Origin of the sequence: Komagataeibacter intermedius TF2, from assembly GCF_000964425.1 — a bacterium.
Classification (GTDB): Bacteria; Pseudomonadota; Alphaproteobacteria; order Acetobacterales; family Acetobacteraceae; genus Komagataeibacter; species Komagataeibacter intermedius.
This window is the reverse complement of the sequence record NZ_BANF01000002.1, coordinates 1-18,873: the sequence shown is the minus strand read 5'-3', so window position 1 is coordinate 18,873 and position 18,873 is coordinate 1. Positions and strand designations below refer to the sequence as shown.

Annotated in this window: 14 protein-coding genes; 6 read left to right on the top strand and 8 right to left on the bottom strand. The window is 56.9% G+C overall.

Going from position 1 to position 18,873, the window contains the following annotated elements; translation table 11 throughout:
* Positions 1–13 precede the first annotated feature (13 nt).
* Positions 14–1,234: a nitrate/nitrite transporter gene (locus B7449_RS00160; RefSeq protein ID WP_048883090.1), complete on the bottom strand. Its 1,221-nt coding sequence runs from the start codon at positions 1,232–1,234 to the stop codon at positions 14–16.
* A gap of 185 nt (positions 1,235–1,419) precedes the next feature.
* Between B7449_RS00160 and B7449_RS22035 the strand changes: the two genes are divergently transcribed.
* The 5 genes from B7449_RS22035 (at position 1,420) to B7449_RS00140 (ending at position 4,518) form a co-directional block, all read left to right on the top strand.
* Complete coding sequence (locus tag B7449_RS22035) at positions 1,420–1,572, top strand: hypothetical protein (RefSeq protein WP_158003693.1); 153 nt, start codon at positions 1,420–1,422, stop codon at positions 1,570–1,572.
* Positions 1,569–2,420 (top strand): alpha/beta hydrolase, encoded by an 852-nt coding sequence (locus tag B7449_RS00155; protein ID WP_235721104.1) that lies wholly within the window; start codon positions 1,569–1,571, stop codon positions 2,418–2,420. The genes B7449_RS22035 and B7449_RS00155 overlap by 4 nt, the downstream gene beginning before the upstream one ends.
* A 131-nt stretch (positions 2,421–2,551) precedes the next feature.
* Entirely contained in the window at positions 2,552–3,286 is a 735-nt protein-coding gene (locus B7449_RS00150) for a DUF72 domain-containing protein (protein WP_039733128.1), read from the top strand.
* Positions 3,287–3,628: 342 nt separating this feature from the next.
* Positions 3,629–3,970, top strand: a complete 342-nt coding sequence (locus tag B7449_RS00145; RefSeq protein ID WP_235721103.1) for a DUF1349 domain-containing protein — start codon at positions 3,629–3,631, stop codon at positions 3,968–3,970.
* The gene (locus B7449_RS00140) at positions 3,967–4,518 is read left to right on the top strand and encodes a sugar O-acetyltransferase (protein ID WP_039733119.1); all 552 of its coding nucleotides are present in this window, start codon (positions 3,967–3,969) and stop codon (positions 4,516–4,518) included. The genes B7449_RS00145 and B7449_RS00140 overlap by 4 nt, the downstream gene beginning before the upstream one ends.
* A 155-nt stretch (positions 4,519–4,673) precedes the next feature.
* On the opposite strand, the gene B7449_RS00135 is transcribed toward B7449_RS00140, so the two are convergent.
* Together B7449_RS00135 and B7449_RS00130 are read right to left on the bottom strand one after the other, a co-directional pair.
* Positions 4,674–5,609: a cupin domain-containing protein gene (locus B7449_RS00135; RefSeq protein ID WP_048883089.1), complete on the bottom strand. Its 936-nt coding sequence runs from the start codon at positions 5,607–5,609 to the stop codon at positions 4,674–4,676.
* A 130-nt stretch (positions 5,610–5,739) separates the two neighbouring features.
* A complete protein-coding gene (locus tag B7449_RS00130) occupies positions 5,740–6,669 on the bottom strand; it encodes a LysR family transcriptional regulator (RefSeq protein WP_039733118.1) in 930 nt (309 codons plus the stop codon).
* Between the two features lie 1,283 nt (positions 6,670–7,952).
* On the opposite strand from B7449_RS00130, the gene B7449_RS00125 reads away from it, so the two are divergent.
* Positions 7,953–10,271 carry a TonB-dependent receptor gene (locus tag B7449_RS00125; RefSeq protein ID WP_141654837.1) on the top strand — a complete coding sequence of 773 codons (2,319 nt, stop codon included), beginning with the start codon at positions 7,953–7,955 and terminating at the stop codon, positions 10,269–10,271.
* 392 nt (positions 10,272–10,663) lie between these two features.
* Here the strand turns inward: B7449_RS00125 and B7449_RS00120 are convergent, their stop codons facing one another.
* The 5 genes from B7449_RS00120 to B7449_RS00100 all read right to left on the bottom strand — a co-directional run bounded on the left by B7449_RS00120 (position 10,664) and on the right by B7449_RS00100 (position 18,266).
* Positions 10,664–11,170 carry a DUF2165 family protein gene (locus B7449_RS00120; protein ID WP_039733116.1) on the bottom strand — a complete coding sequence of 169 codons (507 nt, stop codon included), beginning with the start codon at positions 11,168–11,170 and terminating at the stop codon, positions 10,664–10,666.
* Positions 11,171–11,329: 159 nt separating this feature from the next.
* Positions 11,330–12,391: a nucleoside hydrolase gene (locus B7449_RS00115; RefSeq protein ID WP_039733123.1), complete on the bottom strand. Its 1,062-nt coding sequence runs from the start codon at positions 12,389–12,391 to the stop codon at positions 11,330–11,332.
* Between the two features lie 173 nt (positions 12,392–12,564).
* A complete protein-coding gene (locus B7449_RS00110; protein ID WP_082084700.1) occupies positions 12,565–13,995 on the bottom strand; it encodes an adenosine deaminase family protein in 1,431 nt (476 codons plus the stop codon).
* A 252-nt stretch (positions 13,996–14,247) separates the two neighbouring features.
* Complete coding sequence (locus tag B7449_RS00105) at positions 14,248–16,647, bottom strand: TonB-dependent receptor (RefSeq protein WP_048883088.1); 2,400 nt, start codon at positions 16,645–16,647, stop codon at positions 14,248–14,250.
* A 497-nt stretch (positions 16,648–17,144) separates the two neighbouring features.
* Positions 17,145–18,266 (bottom strand): nucleoside hydrolase, encoded by a 1,122-nt coding sequence (locus tag B7449_RS00100; protein ID WP_082084699.1) that lies wholly within the window; start codon positions 18,264–18,266, stop codon positions 17,145–17,147.
* Positions 18,267–18,873 lie beyond the last annotated feature (607 nt).

Here is an 18,873-nt window from a genome sequence, read left to right as displayed (position 1 = left end):
TCCTGATCTGATATTATGAAGAGGCGGTCGCATCGGCTTCAGCCGACATCCGTGGGCGTTCAGCCGCCCAGCGGCGACGGCACACGCCAACACATGCAAACGCCACCAGCGCAACCGCGGCAAAGCCCATGAAGCCGGGGCCGTAAGACCCCGTGGCCTGTCGCGCGGCCCCTAGCGATGACGCCAGGTAGAACCCGCCTACGCCGCCGCTCATGCCCACCAGTCCGGTCAGGATACCGACCCGGCTGGGGAAACGCGTGGGCACAAGCTGGAAGACCGCGCCATTGCCCAGACCCAGCACCAGCATGCCCAGGAAAAAGGCCGGGAAAGCCAGCCAGATCGTGGGCAGGCCAAAGCCGATCACGGCAAAGATGGCGACAGCAAGCGCGAACAGGATGCTCAGGGCGCGTTCGCCCCCGATCCGGTCGGCCATGGCGCCCCCCAGTGGACGCACGAAGAAGCCAACAAACACGACCAGCGCCGTGCAGCTTCCGGCAATGGCGGGCGGCAGGCCGTACTGGTCGTTGAAATAGATGGTCAGGAACGAGGCAAGCCCAACAAAACCGCCGAATGTCACACCATAAAAGAACATCAGCAGCCAGCAGTCGCCGCTGCGCAGGACGGGCAGCCACGTCACCAGGCCGCCACTGGAGCGACGCTGCGGCGGTTCACTGGCCAGAAATATAAAGGCGACCAGCACGGCGGTCAGCGGCAGCGTTGCCAGACCCAGCACGTTGACCCAGCCATAAAGCACGGCCAGGCCGGGCGCGAACAGCGATGCAAGCGCCGTGCCGGAATTGCCAGCCCCGGCAATGCCCAGCGCCGTGCCCTGATATTGCGGCGGATACCATGCGGAGGCGAGCGGCAGCGCAATCGCGAACGACGCCCCGGCGACGCCCAGCACAAGTGCGACCCCAAACAGTGCGCCATAGCTGTGTGGCGCGATCAGCCATGTCAGGAACAGCCCGGCAATAACAAGAATCTGGGCGCCAATCGCGACCCGGCGCGGCCCGAAGTGATCGACCAGCGCGCCAGCAAGCACACGCAGCAGCGCACCCGCCAGAACGGGCGTGGCCACCAGCAGTCCCTTCTGGCCTGCGTTCAGATGCAGGTCATGGGCAATGGAAATGCCCAGCGGGCCAAGCAGGACCCACACCATGAAGGAGACATCGAAATAAAGGAATGCCGCGAGCAGGGTGCGCGGGTTTCCAGCCTTTAGAAATCCTTTGTCCACGTCATCGCATCCTGTCCCCATCATGCGATATGGATGGAGACGCCTTCTTCAGGCACGGGGACCATCGTTGGCCGTCCGGGTGTCGTCGTGACCGATTCTGCAGTTTTCCTGCCGCTCACCGCCGTTGATGAACGAACTGATGGGAAAGCTGTGCTGTTTCTTTTATTGGCACGCGGAACAATGCGATGTCAAAACATTTTGCCATGTCATCCATCTGGTCGGGCCTGGCGCAGCGCCATGGTTCGAGTGTCCCCGACGGGGCTGGGCATTGCCCGGATACCCCGCTACCATGTGACATGCGCTATCGCGATGGCAACGCAGGGGGACGTCCGGTGTGATTTTTGCTCGCCCTTCTTCCGTCTCCCCGCGCGCCATGGTTGCGATCCTGCTGTGTCTTGCAGCCCTGCCATCAATGGCTTTCGCGCAGGACCATAATGGTCAGGCCACGCCCGCCATTGCCGCGGACCATGGCCGGAACGGGCGGGTTCTCCATCTGTCCCTGAATGGTGGTGACCGGCTGAGTGTGCTTTTTGCCGCGCCCACCAGCCCGCGGGGGACCATTGTCATGTTGCCCGGCGGGGCGGGTGACATCGGCCTTGAGCACGATGGACGCATCCGCCATGGCGACAATTTTGTCGTACGGACGCTGGAATTATGGAACAGGCGCGGCTACGCCGTCCTCATTCCCGATACACCCGATCATGCCAACCTCAGGGGACATCGCGCATCGTCGGCTTATGCGCGTGTTGTGGGTGGTCTTGTCGCCCTTGCGCACCAGCAGGGACCGGGCCCTGTTTTCCTGCTGGGTACAAGTCAGGGAACAGTCGCTGCCGTAAATGGTGCGGCGCATGCGCCAGCCAGCAGCATTGCCGGTGTCGTGCTGACGGAATCCGTATCTGTCATGGGCGGCAGCCGGGAGACGGTATTCAGTGCCAGCCCGCAGGACATAGGCGTGTCTGTCCTTGTGGTCGCCAATCGCGATGATCGGTGCAATGTGGCGCCACCCACGGCGGCCCGGCAGATCGCAGCCGCCATGACGGCCAGCAGGGATGTGCATGTGCTGATGGTGGCGGGGGGCGCCACCCGGTCGAAAAGGGAGTGTGGTTCCCTCACCCCGCATGGTTATTTCGGCATTGAAGATCAGGTGATCAATGCAATCTGCAACTGGCTGGATGCCCATGCCTGACGCGGGCAGTCCTGCGGATACGGTGAATTGTCCATTTTTTATCCCCTGCCGCACCATTTTCCGGGAATATGATGCCGCTGGTCCGGGGAACGGTTCACCGCCTGCTGTCCCGAACGGAGGAAAAACAGGCCATGTCCATCCATATTGGCGTTGCTGGCTGGTCAATCCCATCTGCGCTTGCTGATCGGTTTCCTGCATCCGGCACGCATCTGGAACGCTATGGCGCACGTTTTTCCGCTGTCGAGATCAACAGCAGCTTCTACCGGCCCCATCGGCGTACGACCTATGAACGCTGGGCGGCCAGCGTGCCGCCGGGGTTCCGTTTTTCCGTCAAGCTGCCCAAGGCGATTACGCATGAACGTCGTTTTGTGGACTGTCAGGCGCTACTCGACCGCTTTGCCGGGGAAACGGACGGTCTGGGCAGTAAACGCGGGCCTGTCCTGGTCCAGCTTCCCCCCAGCTTCGCCTATCCCGGTGATAGCGCCGAACGGTTCCTTAGTGATCTGAAAACCACGGTTACGGACGATATTGTGCTGGAACCACGGCATGCCAGCTGGTTCAGGCCTGACGTCGAGCATATGCTGGAACGACAGAAAGTTGCCCGTGTCGCAGCTGATCCCGCCCGCCCGCTGCCTGCGGCGCAACCGGGCGGCTGGCATAGGCGTGCCTATTTCCGGTTGCATGGCTCCCCCGTCATGTATGAATCAGCTTATAGGCAGGACGCCATAGCCGCCCATGCGGGCGTTGTCGCCACACTTGCCATGCAGGGCATCGATGTCTGGACAATTTACGACAATACCGTTTATGGCGCCGCCACGCAGAATGCGTTTGAACTGATGGACGTACTGGCCAGACAGGGTGTCTGACATACGGTATCCTGTTGTCAGGGATCACTGGCCGTTTCTGACACGACCGTCAGTCCTGTCGGTATATCCGGTGAACGATATTGGCGATGTCCCGGCGACCCAACGGTGAATGATCCCCTGAAGCATGGATGCGCTGCCTGCGATCGGGATCAAAACGGCGGGAAGAAGTCTGGTTACCGGCCATGTGGGAACGGGTTTAGCCTTGCGCTACGTGGACGGATGTACATGAATGGTGAAGCGTGACGGATATGGAAAGTCTGGCAGTGAGCAACGCAGGCGCAAGGAACATGCAGCATCCGGACATGACAGGGCGGGCCATCCCTGTCACCGATGGCGGGCGGCATGGCTTTGGGCGCGCAGGCCCGCACCAGCAGCCCGTGGCATGGCGACGCCTGGGTGAACAGGCCGCGTCACAGCGCCATTGCAGTCGGCATGCTGGACATGGCCACTGATAAGGGATCGGATTTCTGGATGCGGGCGAGCATTATGGACGGGGTATCGCGGCTTCAGGTCTCGACCGATGGGAAGATCTGGCCGCCTGTGCGTCTGCCCCCCTTTCCGCTGGCGGACTTCTGCCTGATCGGGCCGATGTGCCGCACGCCGGAACGTCAGGGCCTGAAGGTGCGTTTTTCGGACTGGACGCCGGGCGCGCCGTTGGGCAAGACGCCGCATGACCTGACATGACATCCCGACGGAGCGAGAAGCAGAAAATGCTGTCTGGCGACCTGTATGTCGCCAGCGACCCCGAATTGCAGCGGGACATGGCGCAGTGCGCCGAATGGCTTGCCCGGTACAATCGTCATGACGGGACGTTGCACGAACGGCTTGGACATGCCGGAACGAACGCAACCATACGCGCGCCCTTCTACTGCGATTACGGTTATAACATCTTTCTGGGGGATAGCGTGTTCCTGAACTTCGGCTGCATCGTGCTTGATGTGGTTCCGGTCAGGATCGGGGACGGCACGCAGGTCGGCCCCGGTGTCCAGATCCTGGCCGCCGACCATCCGCGTGATCCTGCATTGCGCCAGAAAATGCTGGAATCAGGTCGCCCCGTGACCATAGGCAAACATGTCTGGATTGGCGGGGGCGCCATTATCCTGCCGGGTATCACGGTTGGGGATCATGCCATTATCGGGGCAGGCAGCGTTGTCACGCATGACGTGGCGCCGGGTGACACGGTGGCGGGCAATCCGGCACGTCCCCTGCATGCCGGGATGTCGCGCAGATAGATCGTTTTTCGGTACCCATTGCAGTCAGGCCCATTTTTCCTGCCACGTCGCGGTTACGACCGGGAGGACGCAATGACGGCATGCCCCTGCCCGGCCCGGTGAACGCGAGCCGGGCGCGGTGGCAGGGTACGCCACCGCGCGGCGTCCGGCCGTCGTCAGGCGAAGCGGATGTCCAGCGTCCGCAGATAGGTCTGCAGACCTGCATCCTGTATCGGGATCAGGCGCGCTTCGGCCTGTGATTCATTGAAATGGGCATGCCAGTAACCCGGCGGTGTCACGAACGCGCAGCCTGCTTCCCAATCGACCCGTACCGGATCGATGATCCGGCCATCCGCGTCAAGGTCCGTGCCCAGCAGTGAATAACAGCCCGGCGCGCAGTCCACGATATAGTCCAGGGCGATGGACTGATGGCGGTGCGGTTTCTGTTCGGTGCCCGCGGCAATGGTCCCGTACATTGCCCACAGCGTATGGGTGACGGTACGCGTCAGCGGGAATTCATCCGCGGCCAGCAGGACGCTGACACGGCTCCGTTCAGCGGCGGCGGGCGAACGCCTGACCTGGTCCAGTTCATGGTCCGCATCCTTCGCCCGGAACACGACGGGACGGAACCGTGCCGTATCGACGCGCACCCCGAGATAGGTCAGCAGCGGTGCGTCATGCACGGCGTAAAGTGCAGCATCAGCCGAGGCGTCGAGCGTGATGCCGTCAAGCGCCGGAATGGCGAAGAAGTCGCCCTGCGCCCAGTCGAACGCCACCGACCCACAACGTGCGCTGCCGTGACCGCGTATGGCGTAGAACACGATTGACGTCGCGTTCGGGTCCATCGTGATCCGGTCGCCGGCATTGATGCGGACAAAGCTGGCGCACAGCCCGGGGCCGGTGGCCGGGCCGGGGCATTTCAGTTCCGCGCTGAGGTCGAGCGGCACGACCCGGCTACTGCCCTGCGCATAGAGTGACGGCGGAAAGAAATGATACGGGACGCGCGGCGTCAGGCTGGGACGGATGGGATTGGCAGCCTTGCTGTATTCATAGAAATGTCCCGAAGCGGCAACGTCGGTCTTTTCGGTCCGGTCAATAACCAGCGTGTCCATCTTGATCTCCATGTTTTCGGAAAAGTCGAACAGGGTGATATGACGTTTCCATAGCCCGGCTGTTGCCGATCGCGCTACGTGCGTGGCGGCAAAGGACTTTTGCGGCAATTGCCATGCGCAGTCCGCCCCGTCACGACTGGTCCCGATACAGTAGGTCCCTGAAGCGTCGGCCCATGAAGTTGATGAAGCTTCTTACTTTCGGGGCTACGACTTTCTTTGGTGGGTAGACCGCCCATATCGCCCGCTCCGTGCCCGGGGCAAGGGCCCATTCGAAATCGGCCAGCACGCGCACCAGCCGCCCCTGCCGCAGGTACGGCCCGGTCAGCCAGTCGGGAAGCAGGGCAAGGCCGATGCCCTGCAGCGTCGCGTCAAGCAGGGCTTCGGAGTCATTGGCCTTCAGCAGGCCCGTGACAGGCAGTTTTTCAAATGGCGCATCTGTTCCGTCGCCGGGTCGGTAATACCACGTGCTGCCGCCATGAAGGGTAAACAGCAGGCAGCCATGCGCGCGCAGGTCATCCGGTGTTTCCGGCTGGCCCGCGCGTGCGATATATGCCGGCGTGCCCACGACCATGTGCGACTGCGTGGCCAGACGGCGCGCGACAAGGGTGGAATCAGGCAGCGCGCCAATACGGATGGCGACATCCGTGCCGCTTTCGATCAGGTCAACCGTCGCGTCCGTCAGTGTCACATCGGCGCGAATATCCGGAAAATCCGCCAGGAATGCTGCCATGTGGGGCATGACATGGCGACGTCCGAAGCAGCCGGGAACATTGATGCGCAGCAGCCCCCGGGGGGAGGCATTATGCAGCGTCACCTCCTCCCTGGCGTGGTCAAGGTCAGCCATGATCCGGCTGGCCCGTGCCTGTAGCAGGCCACCGGCCTCGGTCAGATGCAGCCCGCGTGTCGTCCGGTTGAACAGTGCAACGGCCAGATCGGCTTCAAGGCGGCTGATATGGCGGGACACCGTGGAGACTTCCATGCCCAGTTCAGCCGCAACGCCGGAAAAGCTCCTGACCTGACTTGCGCGCAGGAAAACGCGCAGGGCGGTAAAATAGTCCATGAACCAGTTTCTCCGGTATCCATACCCTCCGCATCATACAGGCCCATGGGCCGCAGATCGATGTCAGAAGGGGTGCGGTCATGCAGCGGAACGCCCCCTTCCCCGGATTGTTACGGCAGGATGCCGCACGCCCCTGCCCGTCCGACGATATACGACATGCCATGGCGGACCGGCCGATATTCCGGTGTGCGGCGGGTGTGACGGTACGTATTATTATATAGCGGCCCCGGTCGGGCCCCGCTGACTGATCATGCAGCCCGACAGGCGCACCCGGCAGCGTATGGCGCCAGATAACCGCAATGCGGGATGGGGCTGGTCGCCCGCACTTACGTGCCGGACATGTCCATGTCCCGCACATGATCTACAGTCATTCCTGAACGGATGCGCACAGCGTCGGTCCGGTTATGGAAATGATTATTACATGCAATATGGAACGTAATATTATCGTCATATGGATTGCGCGGTATGAATCCATATTTGTTTCTTAAAAGGAACGTAGTGTGAAAGACGGACTGGTGGCCGACTTTCCTGCTTCGGCATGTCATGATGGTGTGGATACAGGCAGTCCATACCTGTCGTGCAGGTTAGGAAACGCAGTGTTGATAAATAGTAAACACTCATCACCGTAGTCAAAATTCTGTGTCAGATGGAAAGAAAGAATGAAAAAAAATGTTTTCTGTAACGCGCATTAATTTCATGTGCCGTGAATCATTGGATTTAAGGTCAATGAATAGAGTGCTTTACGGCATATCCTTTCGGAAATTTCCATATACATAAAGGAATGTTTCGGAGGGGGTTAAAATTCCGACACATTTTTCTTGAGATCGGGCCGGGAGTGCAATACCCTGTCATAACATGAGAACGGGTAAAGATTGTCAGATCTGTTCGTAATCATTGTCATGATATTCTTCAGGAAAGCCGGTTTCTGCTGACTTTGTGCGCAAGACGTATCGAGTTCAGAATGAATCTTAAAGATACATTCACAAAACTTTTCTGGCTTTCGTAATACACAACGTTGGCGATTGAATTTTGCGGTAAACACAAAATGCTGGTGTGGAATAATGTCGAAACTTTTTCTACGTAACAGAACGCATCGGCCATCTCTGGCGAAATGCAATATCAAGCTGGCACTGGTCTGTTCGACCTTGTGGATATCAAGTGCATTCGCCCAGAGTGATGTCGTGTCCTCGTCCAGGGTTTCCGAAAAGAATGGTACACAGAAAACAGCAGTAAACACAGACAGCAGTAATACTGCTGATGTGAATGTTGGCAATCGCCCCTCCATGATTGGACAGACCGCACCAACTGACGAAAAAATGGTGGTGCTGGGACATCACTATACGGATGGCGTCACCCGCAGGGCCATTGGCGGTGGTCTGATGGTCAAGGAAGATGCGCCCAAGTCCAAATCGACCGTCACGCGCGATTATATTGAAAAACAGACGCCGGGCCTCAATCCCATGCAGCTGATCGCGCTGCTGCCGGGTGTCAACGCCACGGATTCCGACCCGATGGGCCTGACGGGTGGCCATACATCGGTTCGTGGCATGAACGAAAGTTCGATGGGATACACCCTCGAAGGGTTCCCGCTGAACGATATCGGCAGTTATGCCGTCTATCCGCAGGAAATCGTTGATTCCGAAAACCTGTCCTCCATCCAGGTGGCGCAGGGTTCGGCTGACCTCGACAGTCCCACCGTCAGCGCATCAGGCGGCGTGGTCAACATGTACATGATCGACCCGAAAGAAAAAATGGGTGGTCGTGCGGATTTCACCTATGGTTCATTCAATACGGTCCGCGGGTTTGCGCGGTTCGATACGGGTCTTATGGGGAATTCGGGAACGCGTGCCTATTTCTCGTTCTCGGATACGCATGAAGACGAATGGCGTGGCCCGGGGAATGAAAGCAAGATCCATGGCGAAATGAAGGTCGTCAAGGAATGGGGCAAGGACAACCGTGTTTCGTTCGTGGTTGTTGGCAACCAGCTGAACAACTATGGCACGCCCACCACCACCATGGCGTCGTGGAACCAGTATGGCATCGGGACGATGGGGGGGCCCGTATCCGGCAGCACGCCCAACACCGTGTATGACTCGATCTATACGGGTAATACCAAGGCAAATACAAATTACTACAAGCTGCATCCAAATCCCTTTACCAATATTTATATCAGCGCCCCGTCCCGGTTCAATCTGGGGCATCACATGACACTGACCGAAACCCCGTATTTCTGGTATGGTTTCGGCAATGGCGGTGGGGCCTACTGGGAAAACATGAACGCCATGTCGTATGGTTCCCAGACCATGTCGGGCACGATCGGTGGCAAGAATTACGGCAATACGCTGCTGTATAACCCTTCCATTACCCGCACGTACCGTCCCGGCGCGGTTACGAAGTGGACCTGGACATCGGGCATCAACCGCCTGATGATCGGCTACTGGTTTGAATATTCCTATCAGCGCCAGACGGCACCGTACAGCCTGGTCGGTGCCGATGGTTCGCCCGAAAGCGAATGGGGTACGGGGGAGAACCTGATCCTTGCAAACGGGCAGGTCGCGCAGTACCGTGACACGCTGACGCGCACGATTATCAACACGCCCTTTATTGGTGACAGCATTTCCCTGTTCCATAACCGCCTGACCATTGACGCCGGGCTGAAATATTCCATCATTACGCGTGATGGTCGCAATTACCTGCCCGATACGTCAACGGGGCCGATTATTAACCAGACATATCGTGAAGCACTGCCCACGATGGCGTTCCGTTACAAGGTCGATAACAAGAACCAGCTCTTCTTCTCGGTGGCGACCAATTACCGTGTGCCCATGAACTCGTCTCTTTATGATTCTGGTGCGTATTACGCTGGCAGCGGTTATAGCAACCATGCTGCGACGGGCCTTAATCCCGAAATATCCATTTCAGAAGAATTCGGCTGGCGGTATCAGGGCAAGCTGATCAATACGTCAGTGACGTATTTCCATTATAATTTCACCAACCGACTGTTTTCACAGACCATTACCGATCCAAATAACCCGAGCGACTATTATTCGACCAGCATCAACGGCGGTGGCGAGACGACCAACGGTGTTGATTTCGAAATTGGCACGCGACCGATTTATAACATCCGTCCATATTTCTCGGCCGAATATATCGATGCACGGACGGACAGTAACCTTGCTGCTTCGGCCAGCGGTGTCGATGCGCTTCTGCCGACAAAGGGCAAGTTCGCGCCCCAGACCCCGCGTTACCAGTTTGGATTTGGCCTTGATTATGACAACGGCGGTATATTCGGTAATTTCAGCCTGAAATACGTGGCCAAGCAGTATTCCACATTCATGGATGATCAGGCCGTGCCGGCTTATGTCCGGATGAATATCGGGGTTGGGTACCGATTCAAAAGCTGGGGCCTGTTCAAAAGCCCGACCATCAAGCTCAACCTGTCAAACATTACGAACAACCATTACCTGAACTATGCTTCGGGTGTAGAAAGCAATGCAAATTATGCAACTGCAATGAATGGGCAGAGCGTCAAGGGTTATGCGCCAACCTATACCATCGCATCCCCCTTCTCGGCCATTTTCTCAATGAGCAGCGGTTTCTGATCGACTGTCTCGTTCCGTGCGGACCAGTCAGACGGTCCGCAAGCGGGCCGGATATACAGGATCGGCAGGTCATTCATTGACCTGCCGATCTTTTTTGTAGGGCGATGGTCGTGTCGCTTTGCCTGGGGCCTGCTGGGCTGCAGTGCCCAATGCCCCGCGCGACAGGATCAGGTCGGGATCTGCTTTAAAGGCTGATTGAAAAGCCTGTCCAAAAAATATCCGGCAATCATTCAGAACGCTTTGGAAGACGTCGCCTTTTGAAGAAAGGCGACACCCAAAAACTTCTATTTTTTAACGGGTTGTTTTCATATGGTTTCTCAGGGATTTGCCTTGATCTTACGTGTCTGGGGATATTGGTATGTTTCCAGTATCATGGACTGTTATCAGGGCGGTCAGTTCGGCACGTCTTCTTTCTTGCGCACATAGATGCACATAAGGATCATCATGCTGATGAACTGGAAGGCGGGTTGCTGTCCATTCCATAAATGGGATTGCCACATGGCAAACCATTCACCCCCCACGACGGTAAACCCGAAAAACCAGACCAGAAAGCCCACCATCGTCCCCCACGGTACCAGGCGCGTAGCGGTACGGAAGGTGGCTGGATCGCTGCGTAACGCACGTGCCATGCTGGCGGCCGCCAGCATGAACAGCATGCCTGTTATCCCCTCGCACGCAATGATCATGCCGTAACCAAGGTGCCAGATGACCGGTATGGTGATGGCGCGCCACATAAGCTGATTATGGGGAAATGTCGTGTCCATGCTGAGGACATGACGCACGAACTGGTAGTTGGAATCATAATCGGTAACGTTATTGAACATAACGATCAGGCCAAAGCAGCCAAAGGCCGCAACCATGACAGTCTTGGACAGACGTTCGCCATTAATGCCGGTCATGTGTGTTCTATTCTCCCGCCATGCATGGAATTATGGGTTCAGACAGGTTTCCGGCCATGACTGACCGGATGGTGCCGGAATGGCCAGCATTGCACATCGTAACGATTATGCAATCAAATCGACTGAAAGTTTTTGGTGAAGCTTTTTTCAGACAGCATCCTAATGCCCGCGCAGGACCCGGGCAAACAGGTTGCGCACGCCATCTGAATCTACATCGGTACAGATGACCTGTTCCGGGCGGTTATCCCATGCACCGGGTGGGAAGCGTTTGCCTGCGGGTTTCTGGATGGACTCTCCATCCGCCACCCCGCCGCATACGACGCGGACCGCCCCCCTGCGGGTTTTGAACAGGTCCGGCCTGAGCAGATAGGCACTGGCCGAGGCATCATTGACATACATGGCATCCAGCCCAAGCCGCTGCCTGTGGAATGCCATGTAAAAACGCGTAACGTCCCATATCAACCTGCTGGCCGGACCGCCCTGATCGCGGATATCCTGCAGGTAGGCGTCCGTCATGGTGGTCTGGAACGTGACATCCACGCCCACGATCGTCATGGGCCATGATGCGCCGCATACCATGTCCGCAGCCATGGGATCGCCCTTGAAATTGGCTTCCGCCGCAGGCGTGACATTTCCCAGATCACCATGCAGGCCAAAGCCACCGCCCATCACGATCACTTCCCTCGTCAGGGTAGCAATGGTCGGATCATGCCGCAGGGCCAGCGCAAGGTTGGTCAGCCTGCCCAGTCCAAGGATCGTGATTTCATGTGGGTGGGCATGAACCATATCCACGATCATCTGCCACGCAGGGCGTGCGTCCACCGTGCGGTTGATGTGGCTGGGCAGCACGATATTGCCCATGGCGTTATCGCCGTGGATGAAGGCTGGTGCCGTATCGGTGCGATTGTCGAGTGAAACCCCGGCACCTTTTGCGACAGGCGCCTGTATCCCGAACTTTTCCGACAGGAGCAGGGCATTGCGCGTTGTATTGTCCAGCGTGCCATTCCCGTTGACCGTCGTGATGCCAACAATGTCCACTTCCGGGGCAAAATGCACCAGCAGCAGGGCCATGGTATCATCTACGCCAATATCGGCATCCACAATGACCTTGCGCGGGGCGGAAGCGGATGCCGCCAGAAGGGGCGCAGGCCGGATGGCACCGGCCGCCAGCATTCCACCTGTCGCTGCCAGGAAATGACGCCGCGAAAACAGATCCGTCATGATGTTATCCTGCCTGACAGTCATCTTTTGAGCGGGGAACAGGTGACAACCACCCTGCCCTGCCGCCCGTATTGATGTAGAAATAAGGGGGGCACCCCGTCCCGATACGTATCCATGCGGATCAGGGCGCCATGTGGAAATGGATCAGTATCCACTCAGGAATTATGAATGGATCATTTCTTCCTGAACAGGGTATTTTTATTTACGTTTTCTTCAAATTCCACAAAATTCTTCTCCAGCGCCCACTGTGCCTGCGCCTTTTCACTGTTCTGCAGGAAGGTGGAGCAGGATGCCGTGACCTGCTTCGACTTCATGTCGGCATGGGCACAGGCGTGAACCGGACGGAACGGCGCAGTCTGCGCCCACAGGCTGGTGCCGGGCAGGAAGGAATATTCCAGACCAGTACGTGAAAGATCCTTGAATTCACCATAGGTCAGCGGCCATGTCTCCGCCGCGCGCACGTATTCATGCGTCAGGTTGATCCGTTCCACCCCTTCGTCATCGGTGGAAAATGCGACGGGAACGCCCGCTGCCCGATAAAGCTGGAACGGATGTGCATTCCCCCGCACCCCAAGGATCTGGTCATTACTGGTCTGGTTGATTTCAACCATGACATGCCGCCGCGCCATTTCGGCCAGTGTCGCACTGGCATTCTGTTCATAGGCCATGTCCACGCCATGACCGATACGGCGCGCGCCGGCAATGTTCACCGCGTTCGTTATGTGGTTCCACAGTCCTTCCGGTGGCACCAGCCCCTCAGCCAGTTCGCCCGCATGGAGGCTCAGGTTGACCTGCGGATCAAGTCCCGACATGTAATGGAACATGCGCATATGCAGGTCATAATCGCGCATGGCCACCCGGTCATCTTCCGGCGCGACGATATTGATCCCGACAAAGCGCGGATCAGCCTTGACCAGTGCATAGGCACCCGAAATCTGTGAAAAGACGGCGGCCGGGGTAAACGTGCGTAATGTTGCGTACAAATAACGTACCCGCACCCGGCAGCCCGGTGCCGCCTGCAGCGTATCGCAGCGCAGCAGGGTGCGCATGTCGGCTTCCATGCGGTCGGTATCCTGCCGGGCCTGCGTAATGAAGTCCTGCGTTTCCGCGGGCGAATAGGACGCCTGCGCCGCCGCGAAATCCTCGCCCTGCAGCGGGTGCTTCAGGCCACGGCGGATCAGCGCCTCAATGTCGGGTGAAATCATGAGTTCCAGATAGGTCGTATGGTCGTCCGCTGCCCGTGTGACCGCTTCAGCCAGCATCGCGCCCTCATGCGTTACCCCCATGCCCGCGATGAACCGGGAAAAGGTGCTGAAGAACTGGTCATGGCCCGATGTGACGTTCTGGGACGGATGGAAATTCCGCATGGACAGGGAGTCAACCATGCTGTTTTCCGTAGAACTGTCTGCTTCCACCGTGGCGGCATTGCGCATCTGGCCCCTGTCCTGCGCGCAGTGGGCGGGCTTTATGGCCTTATGATCCATATCTACGCACAGACCGTCCTGTGCCGCCCAGCGCATGGTATTTTCGGCATAGATCGCACCGACCAGATGATTATGCAGGTCGGCCCCCTTCGGGAAGTCATGCATGAATACTTCAAGCATGGAATGATTGTGCTGTACCTGTGTGAAAATACGCGCTGTCCTGTCTTCGGAAGAAGACGCAGCAGCCGGATGACATGCGACAAATAGCGAGGATGCCACCAGAAAAGAGGATACTACTGATAATCTTGCCATGTTTTTCAATCTCCAGCCATCAGGAATATTGGCACAGTAGAAGCCAGATTGTATTTCACAAAAAAATACGACCCTCCTGAACAGAGGGTCGTATTCATATTAAACGCTATATTCTGTTGATCAGAACGACGTGGAAACTGTTCCCGTCATGCTGAAGCGGGGTTCGACATAGAAGCTTGCCCCACCGGCGGCGGAGGTAGAGGACAACATGCCGTTCATCAGGCGGACCTGGCCGTTGCTGGTCCCGATACCCCTGACACCGGTACGCACGATGGCCCCCGTCAGGTTGGTGAAGTTGAGGCGGAAGGTAGGCGACTTTGCATACATGAACGGCTTGAAGTGATAGCCAAGCGACAGCGTATCCGTGACATAGCCGGGGATCCGCTCATCGCCCGCAAGGGTTACGGATTGCGGGCCGGTATAGTGCAGCGTCGCGTTACCGAAGAAGCCATATTTCTGGTAGGTCAGGCCGAAATTGGCCATGACATGCGGCGCCTGCGGTGCCTGGTGCCCCGCCGTGGCGAAGTAGCTTTTGGTCGTGCCATCTGCTGCCAGGGCCGCAATGTTGGAGTCCATGCGCGCGTTGAGGTACTCAACCGAAGCATAGGGACTGAAACCATGGAACGGACGGGTCGAGATCATGGCATCAAAGCCGCGCGCCGTCTGGTTACCTGCGTTCACCACGCCCGACTGGCCGCCACCGATATAGGTGCTGAGCAGACGGTTGGTGATGTTGTAGTTGAACAGGGACAGGTCAACAATGATGTACTTGTCATGGTAACGGTAGCCCAGTTCTTCCTTGATGGAATACTGGTTCTTGGGCAGACCGCCTGCAGCCCCGCTATTGGCGATGGCGCTGGGTGAAGGCTGGCGGAAGTCGCCCTCGGCATTCACATAGATCTGGTGGTGATCGTTAAAGGTATAGCCAATGGACAGGTGCGGCAGCGGTGTCGTGCTGTTTTCACCATACTGGCCGCTCAGCGCCCCGGTGGAGCCATATGACTTGTACCAGTAATTGGTCATGACATACTTGAAGCCGGCATCAATCGTCAGCCTGTCATGCAGGTATTTGGCACTATCGCCAATGAAGATGGAGTGGACTTCAAACCCGGCGTCATTACCGGAGAATGAGCGTGAACCATTGGCGTACAGCTGATAGGCAGCATTGTTCGGGCTTGGGTTGAAGCCGTTGGCCATCTGCGCGCTGACGGGGAAGTGCGTCAGGTAGTCCTGATTTTGGTACCAGTAGCCGACATAGGCATGGTTATGGCTGTCAATGTCATAGCCAAGCTTGGTCGTGACACCAACCTGCATGGCGTAATCTTCGAGAAAGTAGCTGGTCAGGTTCGTGCCGCCGGGAACGGCTGTTCCGTTGGCGTATGTGTACTTACCATCCGTGGCCGTCCCGCCGGGTTCGCCATCCCAGCCCTGACCGAAGTTGAAGTACGGGGTAATATCGAACTTGAACTTGGCAGGCAGGACAATATGGACCGGAGCCGTCAGGAAGATCTGGTTCCAGTGGTCAATATTATTGCCCCAGTAGTTGTTGCTGGATGGATCAGCGCTACGACCAAAGCCCTGCCCCGTGTGCTTGTACTGATAGAATTCGGCAGCATTGGAATAATTGTCGATCGTGAAATCTTCATAGTTCCAGGAGATGAAGAACTTCGCGAAAGAACCGTTCTGCCAGTCTTTCTGCAGCCCGAAGTCGATGTGCTTGCGGCTGTTGATGCCGGCACCCATCCACGAACGTGCATGCGTGTTGGAGAACGAGAAATACGAACGGATGCCGGTCTTGCCAATGTCACCGGATTCCAGACGGATGAATTCACGCGACATGTTGTTCGTGCCGTATGAGAAATCCATCAGGCCGCCGAATTTGTGGCCCGGCGTATGGGTCCGCTCATCCATCACGCCCGCGGCGGCGGATGTGGTGGGAATGTCGATTGCTGAACTGCCGGGCGTGACGTTCACGGCTTCCAGATCTTCGGAATCCACGTCTTCAGCCATGTAGCTGGCGCTGGCGGCGGGCGCGCCATCAACCAGCAGGCCCATATCGGCGTCGGTCAGGCTTCGGCTGATGATGCTGCCGCCCTGCATGCCTGACGTGTCGGGCGTGGAAACGCTGACGCTGGGCAGCGTCTTGATCAGGTCAAGCGCCGTGCTGGTGGGGCTTTTCATGTCAATGAACTGCTTGCCGATGCTCTGCACGGTATGCGGCGCGGTTTCCAGGCGCATCATGCCGCCGCCGCCGTCACGCGCGCTGCGGCTGGTGCCAACATGGATCACTTCCGGCGTCGCACGGGCGGCAACGGCCTGGGGCTTTGCCGGCGTGGACGCAGCGGCCTTGCCCGTCGTATGGCTGGCGGCATGACGGGTGGCCACATGTCCCTTCACGGGCTGCGTGGTGCTGTCCGTGGCTGCCATGGATTTGGAAACGGGCCCGACAGTCGTCAGGAACGTCGTGACCAGGCACGACATGGTAAACAGCGCCTTGTTCCGATGAATATAACGTCGCATGTAAGTAACTTCTCCCCCCGGAAAACCGACCAGATACCCTGGCTTGATAAGCATTCGGATATTCACGCCCCCTGCCCGTTCGCGTGAACCATGTGTTGCATTTTCGTGCAAACCGTCCTTGATGTCCAGACCATCAAGTTCAAACACAAATGGAAAGTAAAAAATGAACTTTTCCATCTTTTACGATCATTAAATGCAGGTTTTATTAAAATAAAGAGAAAAATTAGAATAAGGCAGGAAATTTTTATCAAAATCTTTATTGTTGTAAATTTGTAACGCAAGCCACAAAGATTTCGCTATGCAAAGGAATAACAAACAGTCGGTCTATATTCTATTCATTACGAAAACAGATGGATCGTTTCTGTAATTACACATCCACAACAATATATTTTGTATATATATTCTGGTTATGGATGGAATTTGTATCAAATGATGAAAAGCAGGAAACGGGAGGTGTGTTGTGATCTTTTTGACACGCTTCCCGTCGCGGCTATGGTTTATGGACGGGCAAGAACCTGTTCCATCGTCGCCAGCAGTGTCGTCGGGTTTATGGTTTCCACAACAGTTTCCTTCTGCTCATCCAGATCCGGCTGATAGCCGGGCGACCAGGACAGCGTATCCCCATATCCTGCGCCAAACTGCGTGTTGATATCCACATACAACTGGGTGGACTTCGTCACGATCTGCGGGTTGAGCCAGACGGTCGCCGCGATTTCGTCCCACATGGGGGAACCGGGCTGCCAGTGTGCGACAAGTTTGCTGATATCGGCATTGCGTGATGCGATGCGATGCAGGAAATCTGCGCTGAGTTCCGTTGCCGTGGCGGGATCAGATGGCACCATGGTGATCTTGTGCCACGGGGCATGCATGACAATGCTGGCGGCTTCCGGATCGAAGCGCAGGTTGAATTCGCGTCGTGGGGAGTTGACAAATTCACGCGCGTACTGCCCGGCGGCCACGGTAGAAAGCTGCTGGTGCGGGTTCAGGCTGCCCCCCATGTACACCAGCTCCTTGGCCAGTGACGCGAATTCCGGATCCAGCCGTTCAGCCAGCGCCAGATTGGTCATGGCGCCCGCCGCCAGGATCGTGACCTGCCCCGGATAGGCATGAACCATGCGGATCAGGAAGTTGGCCGCGATTTCCTTTGCCGGCTTTGTCGTTGCATTGCCGTCCGCCGGTGTCGGCACGAAATCGGGCGCATGGTAATTCGGGTCGGGCTGGTTCGTGGGTTCCACCCACTGCTTCATCCACGCCCCTTTCCAGATCAGGCGGCCGTACAGGCCTTCCCACTTTTCCGTCAGCTTTTCCGAATTAATCAGCGGATAAATCGCCCCCGGCACCACCGGCACGTCAGTCCGGTGCAGGATTTCCAGCCCGCGCAGCATGCGGTTGATTTCATCATCGCGCCAGCGGTTGCCGCTTGCGACGGTAATCCCCAGAACATCCACCCCCGGCGCCTTCAGCAGGGTTGCCTCCGCTAACGACAGGCTGTCGTCATCATCAATGATGACCTTGCGGTTTTCGGCCGCAAGCCCGGAACAGACGGGCACGCTACAGGCCAGTGCCATAAGCATGCCGCAGAAACGATATCGGGAGCCACGTGACGAAAACAGAGACATCGGGTATCCGGTTTTCCAGAATGTTGTGATGGTTCAATGATATGCCATGCATGTAAGCGGTTTCCAATCGGGAATGCAGACAACACGATGTTGCTTTTTATGCAAATGGAAAATTGAACCCTCCGGAAACCGTAAAACCGAAACTATAAATTGCACAAAAAATAGTCACTTCACTGAATAATAAATATGCAATTCAGTCATTTCCTCCCCGGACAGATCTGGACGCAGGGCCATGTCCGGATACCGTTTTTCGTAATATGAATCTGTAATTCATCTAATAAAACAAATATATATCGAAATAAATCCGTCATAAAATGTATTTATGAAACTTATTTTTCATTTCGTATGTTAATTTATATAAAATAAAGCATAAAAATTTTCTTTATGACGGTATTTTCCTGATATTCAGAATATTTTTTACATTAATTATGCTGTGGCGGCCATGCATATGACATTTGTCATGTCTGGGTAATGACACCCGTCACTATTCCGGAATGATGGAGATTCCTATCGTGACGCCAGACCTCACTCCAGTCAGGCAGATACCCGCTTCATGACCTCCTCCCCTCCCCCCCCTTCAGGCACCAGCGCGCCCTCCAGGGGAAGC

Excerpts from the sequence above, each read along its gene's own strand:
- B7449_RS00145 (WP_235721103.1), top strand. The coding sequence starts at position 3,629 with ATGGCTTTGGGCGCGCAGGCCCGCACCAGCAGCCCGTGGCATGGCGAC.
- B7449_RS00110 (WP_082084700.1), bottom strand. The coding sequence starts at position 13,995 with ATGCTTGAAGTATTCATGCATGACTTCCCGAAGGGGGCCGACCTGCAT.
- B7449_RS00105 (WP_048883088.1), bottom strand. The coding sequence starts at position 16,647 with ATGCGACGTTATATTCATCGGAACAAGGCGCTGTTTACCATGTCGTGC.
- B7449_RS00120 (WP_039733116.1), bottom strand. The coding sequence starts at position 11,170 with ATGACCGGCATTAATGGCGAACGTCTGTCCAAGACTGTCATGGTTGCG.
- B7449_RS00150 (WP_039733128.1), top strand. The coding sequence starts at position 2,552 with ATGTCCATCCATATTGGCGTTGCTGGCTGGTCAATCCCATCTGCGCTT.
- B7449_RS00125 (WP_141654837.1), top strand. The coding sequence starts at position 7,953 with ATGATTGGACAGACCGCACCAACTGACGAAAAAATGGTGGTGCTGGGA.
- B7449_RS00130 (WP_039733118.1), bottom strand. The coding sequence starts at position 6,669 with ATGGACTATTTTACCGCCCTGCGCGTTTTCCTGCGCGCAAGTCAGGTC.
- B7449_RS22035 (WP_158003693.1), top strand. The coding sequence starts at position 1,420 with ATGTCAAAACATTTTGCCATGTCATCCATCTGGTCGGGCCTGGCGCAG.
- B7449_RS00135 (WP_048883089.1), bottom strand. The coding sequence starts at position 5,609 with ATGGACACGCTGGTTATTGACCGGACCGAAAAGACCGACGTTGCCGCT.
- B7449_RS00115 (WP_039733123.1), bottom strand. The coding sequence starts at position 12,391 with ATGACGGATCTGTTTTCGCGGCGTCATTTCCTGGCAGCGACAGGTGGA.
- B7449_RS00100 (WP_082084699.1), bottom strand. The coding sequence starts at position 18,266 with ATGTCTCTGTTTTCGTCACGTGGCTCCCGATATCGTTTCTGCGGCATG.
- B7449_RS00140 (WP_039733119.1), top strand. The coding sequence starts at position 3,967 with ATGACATCCCGACGGAGCGAGAAGCAGAAAATGCTGTCTGGCGACCTG.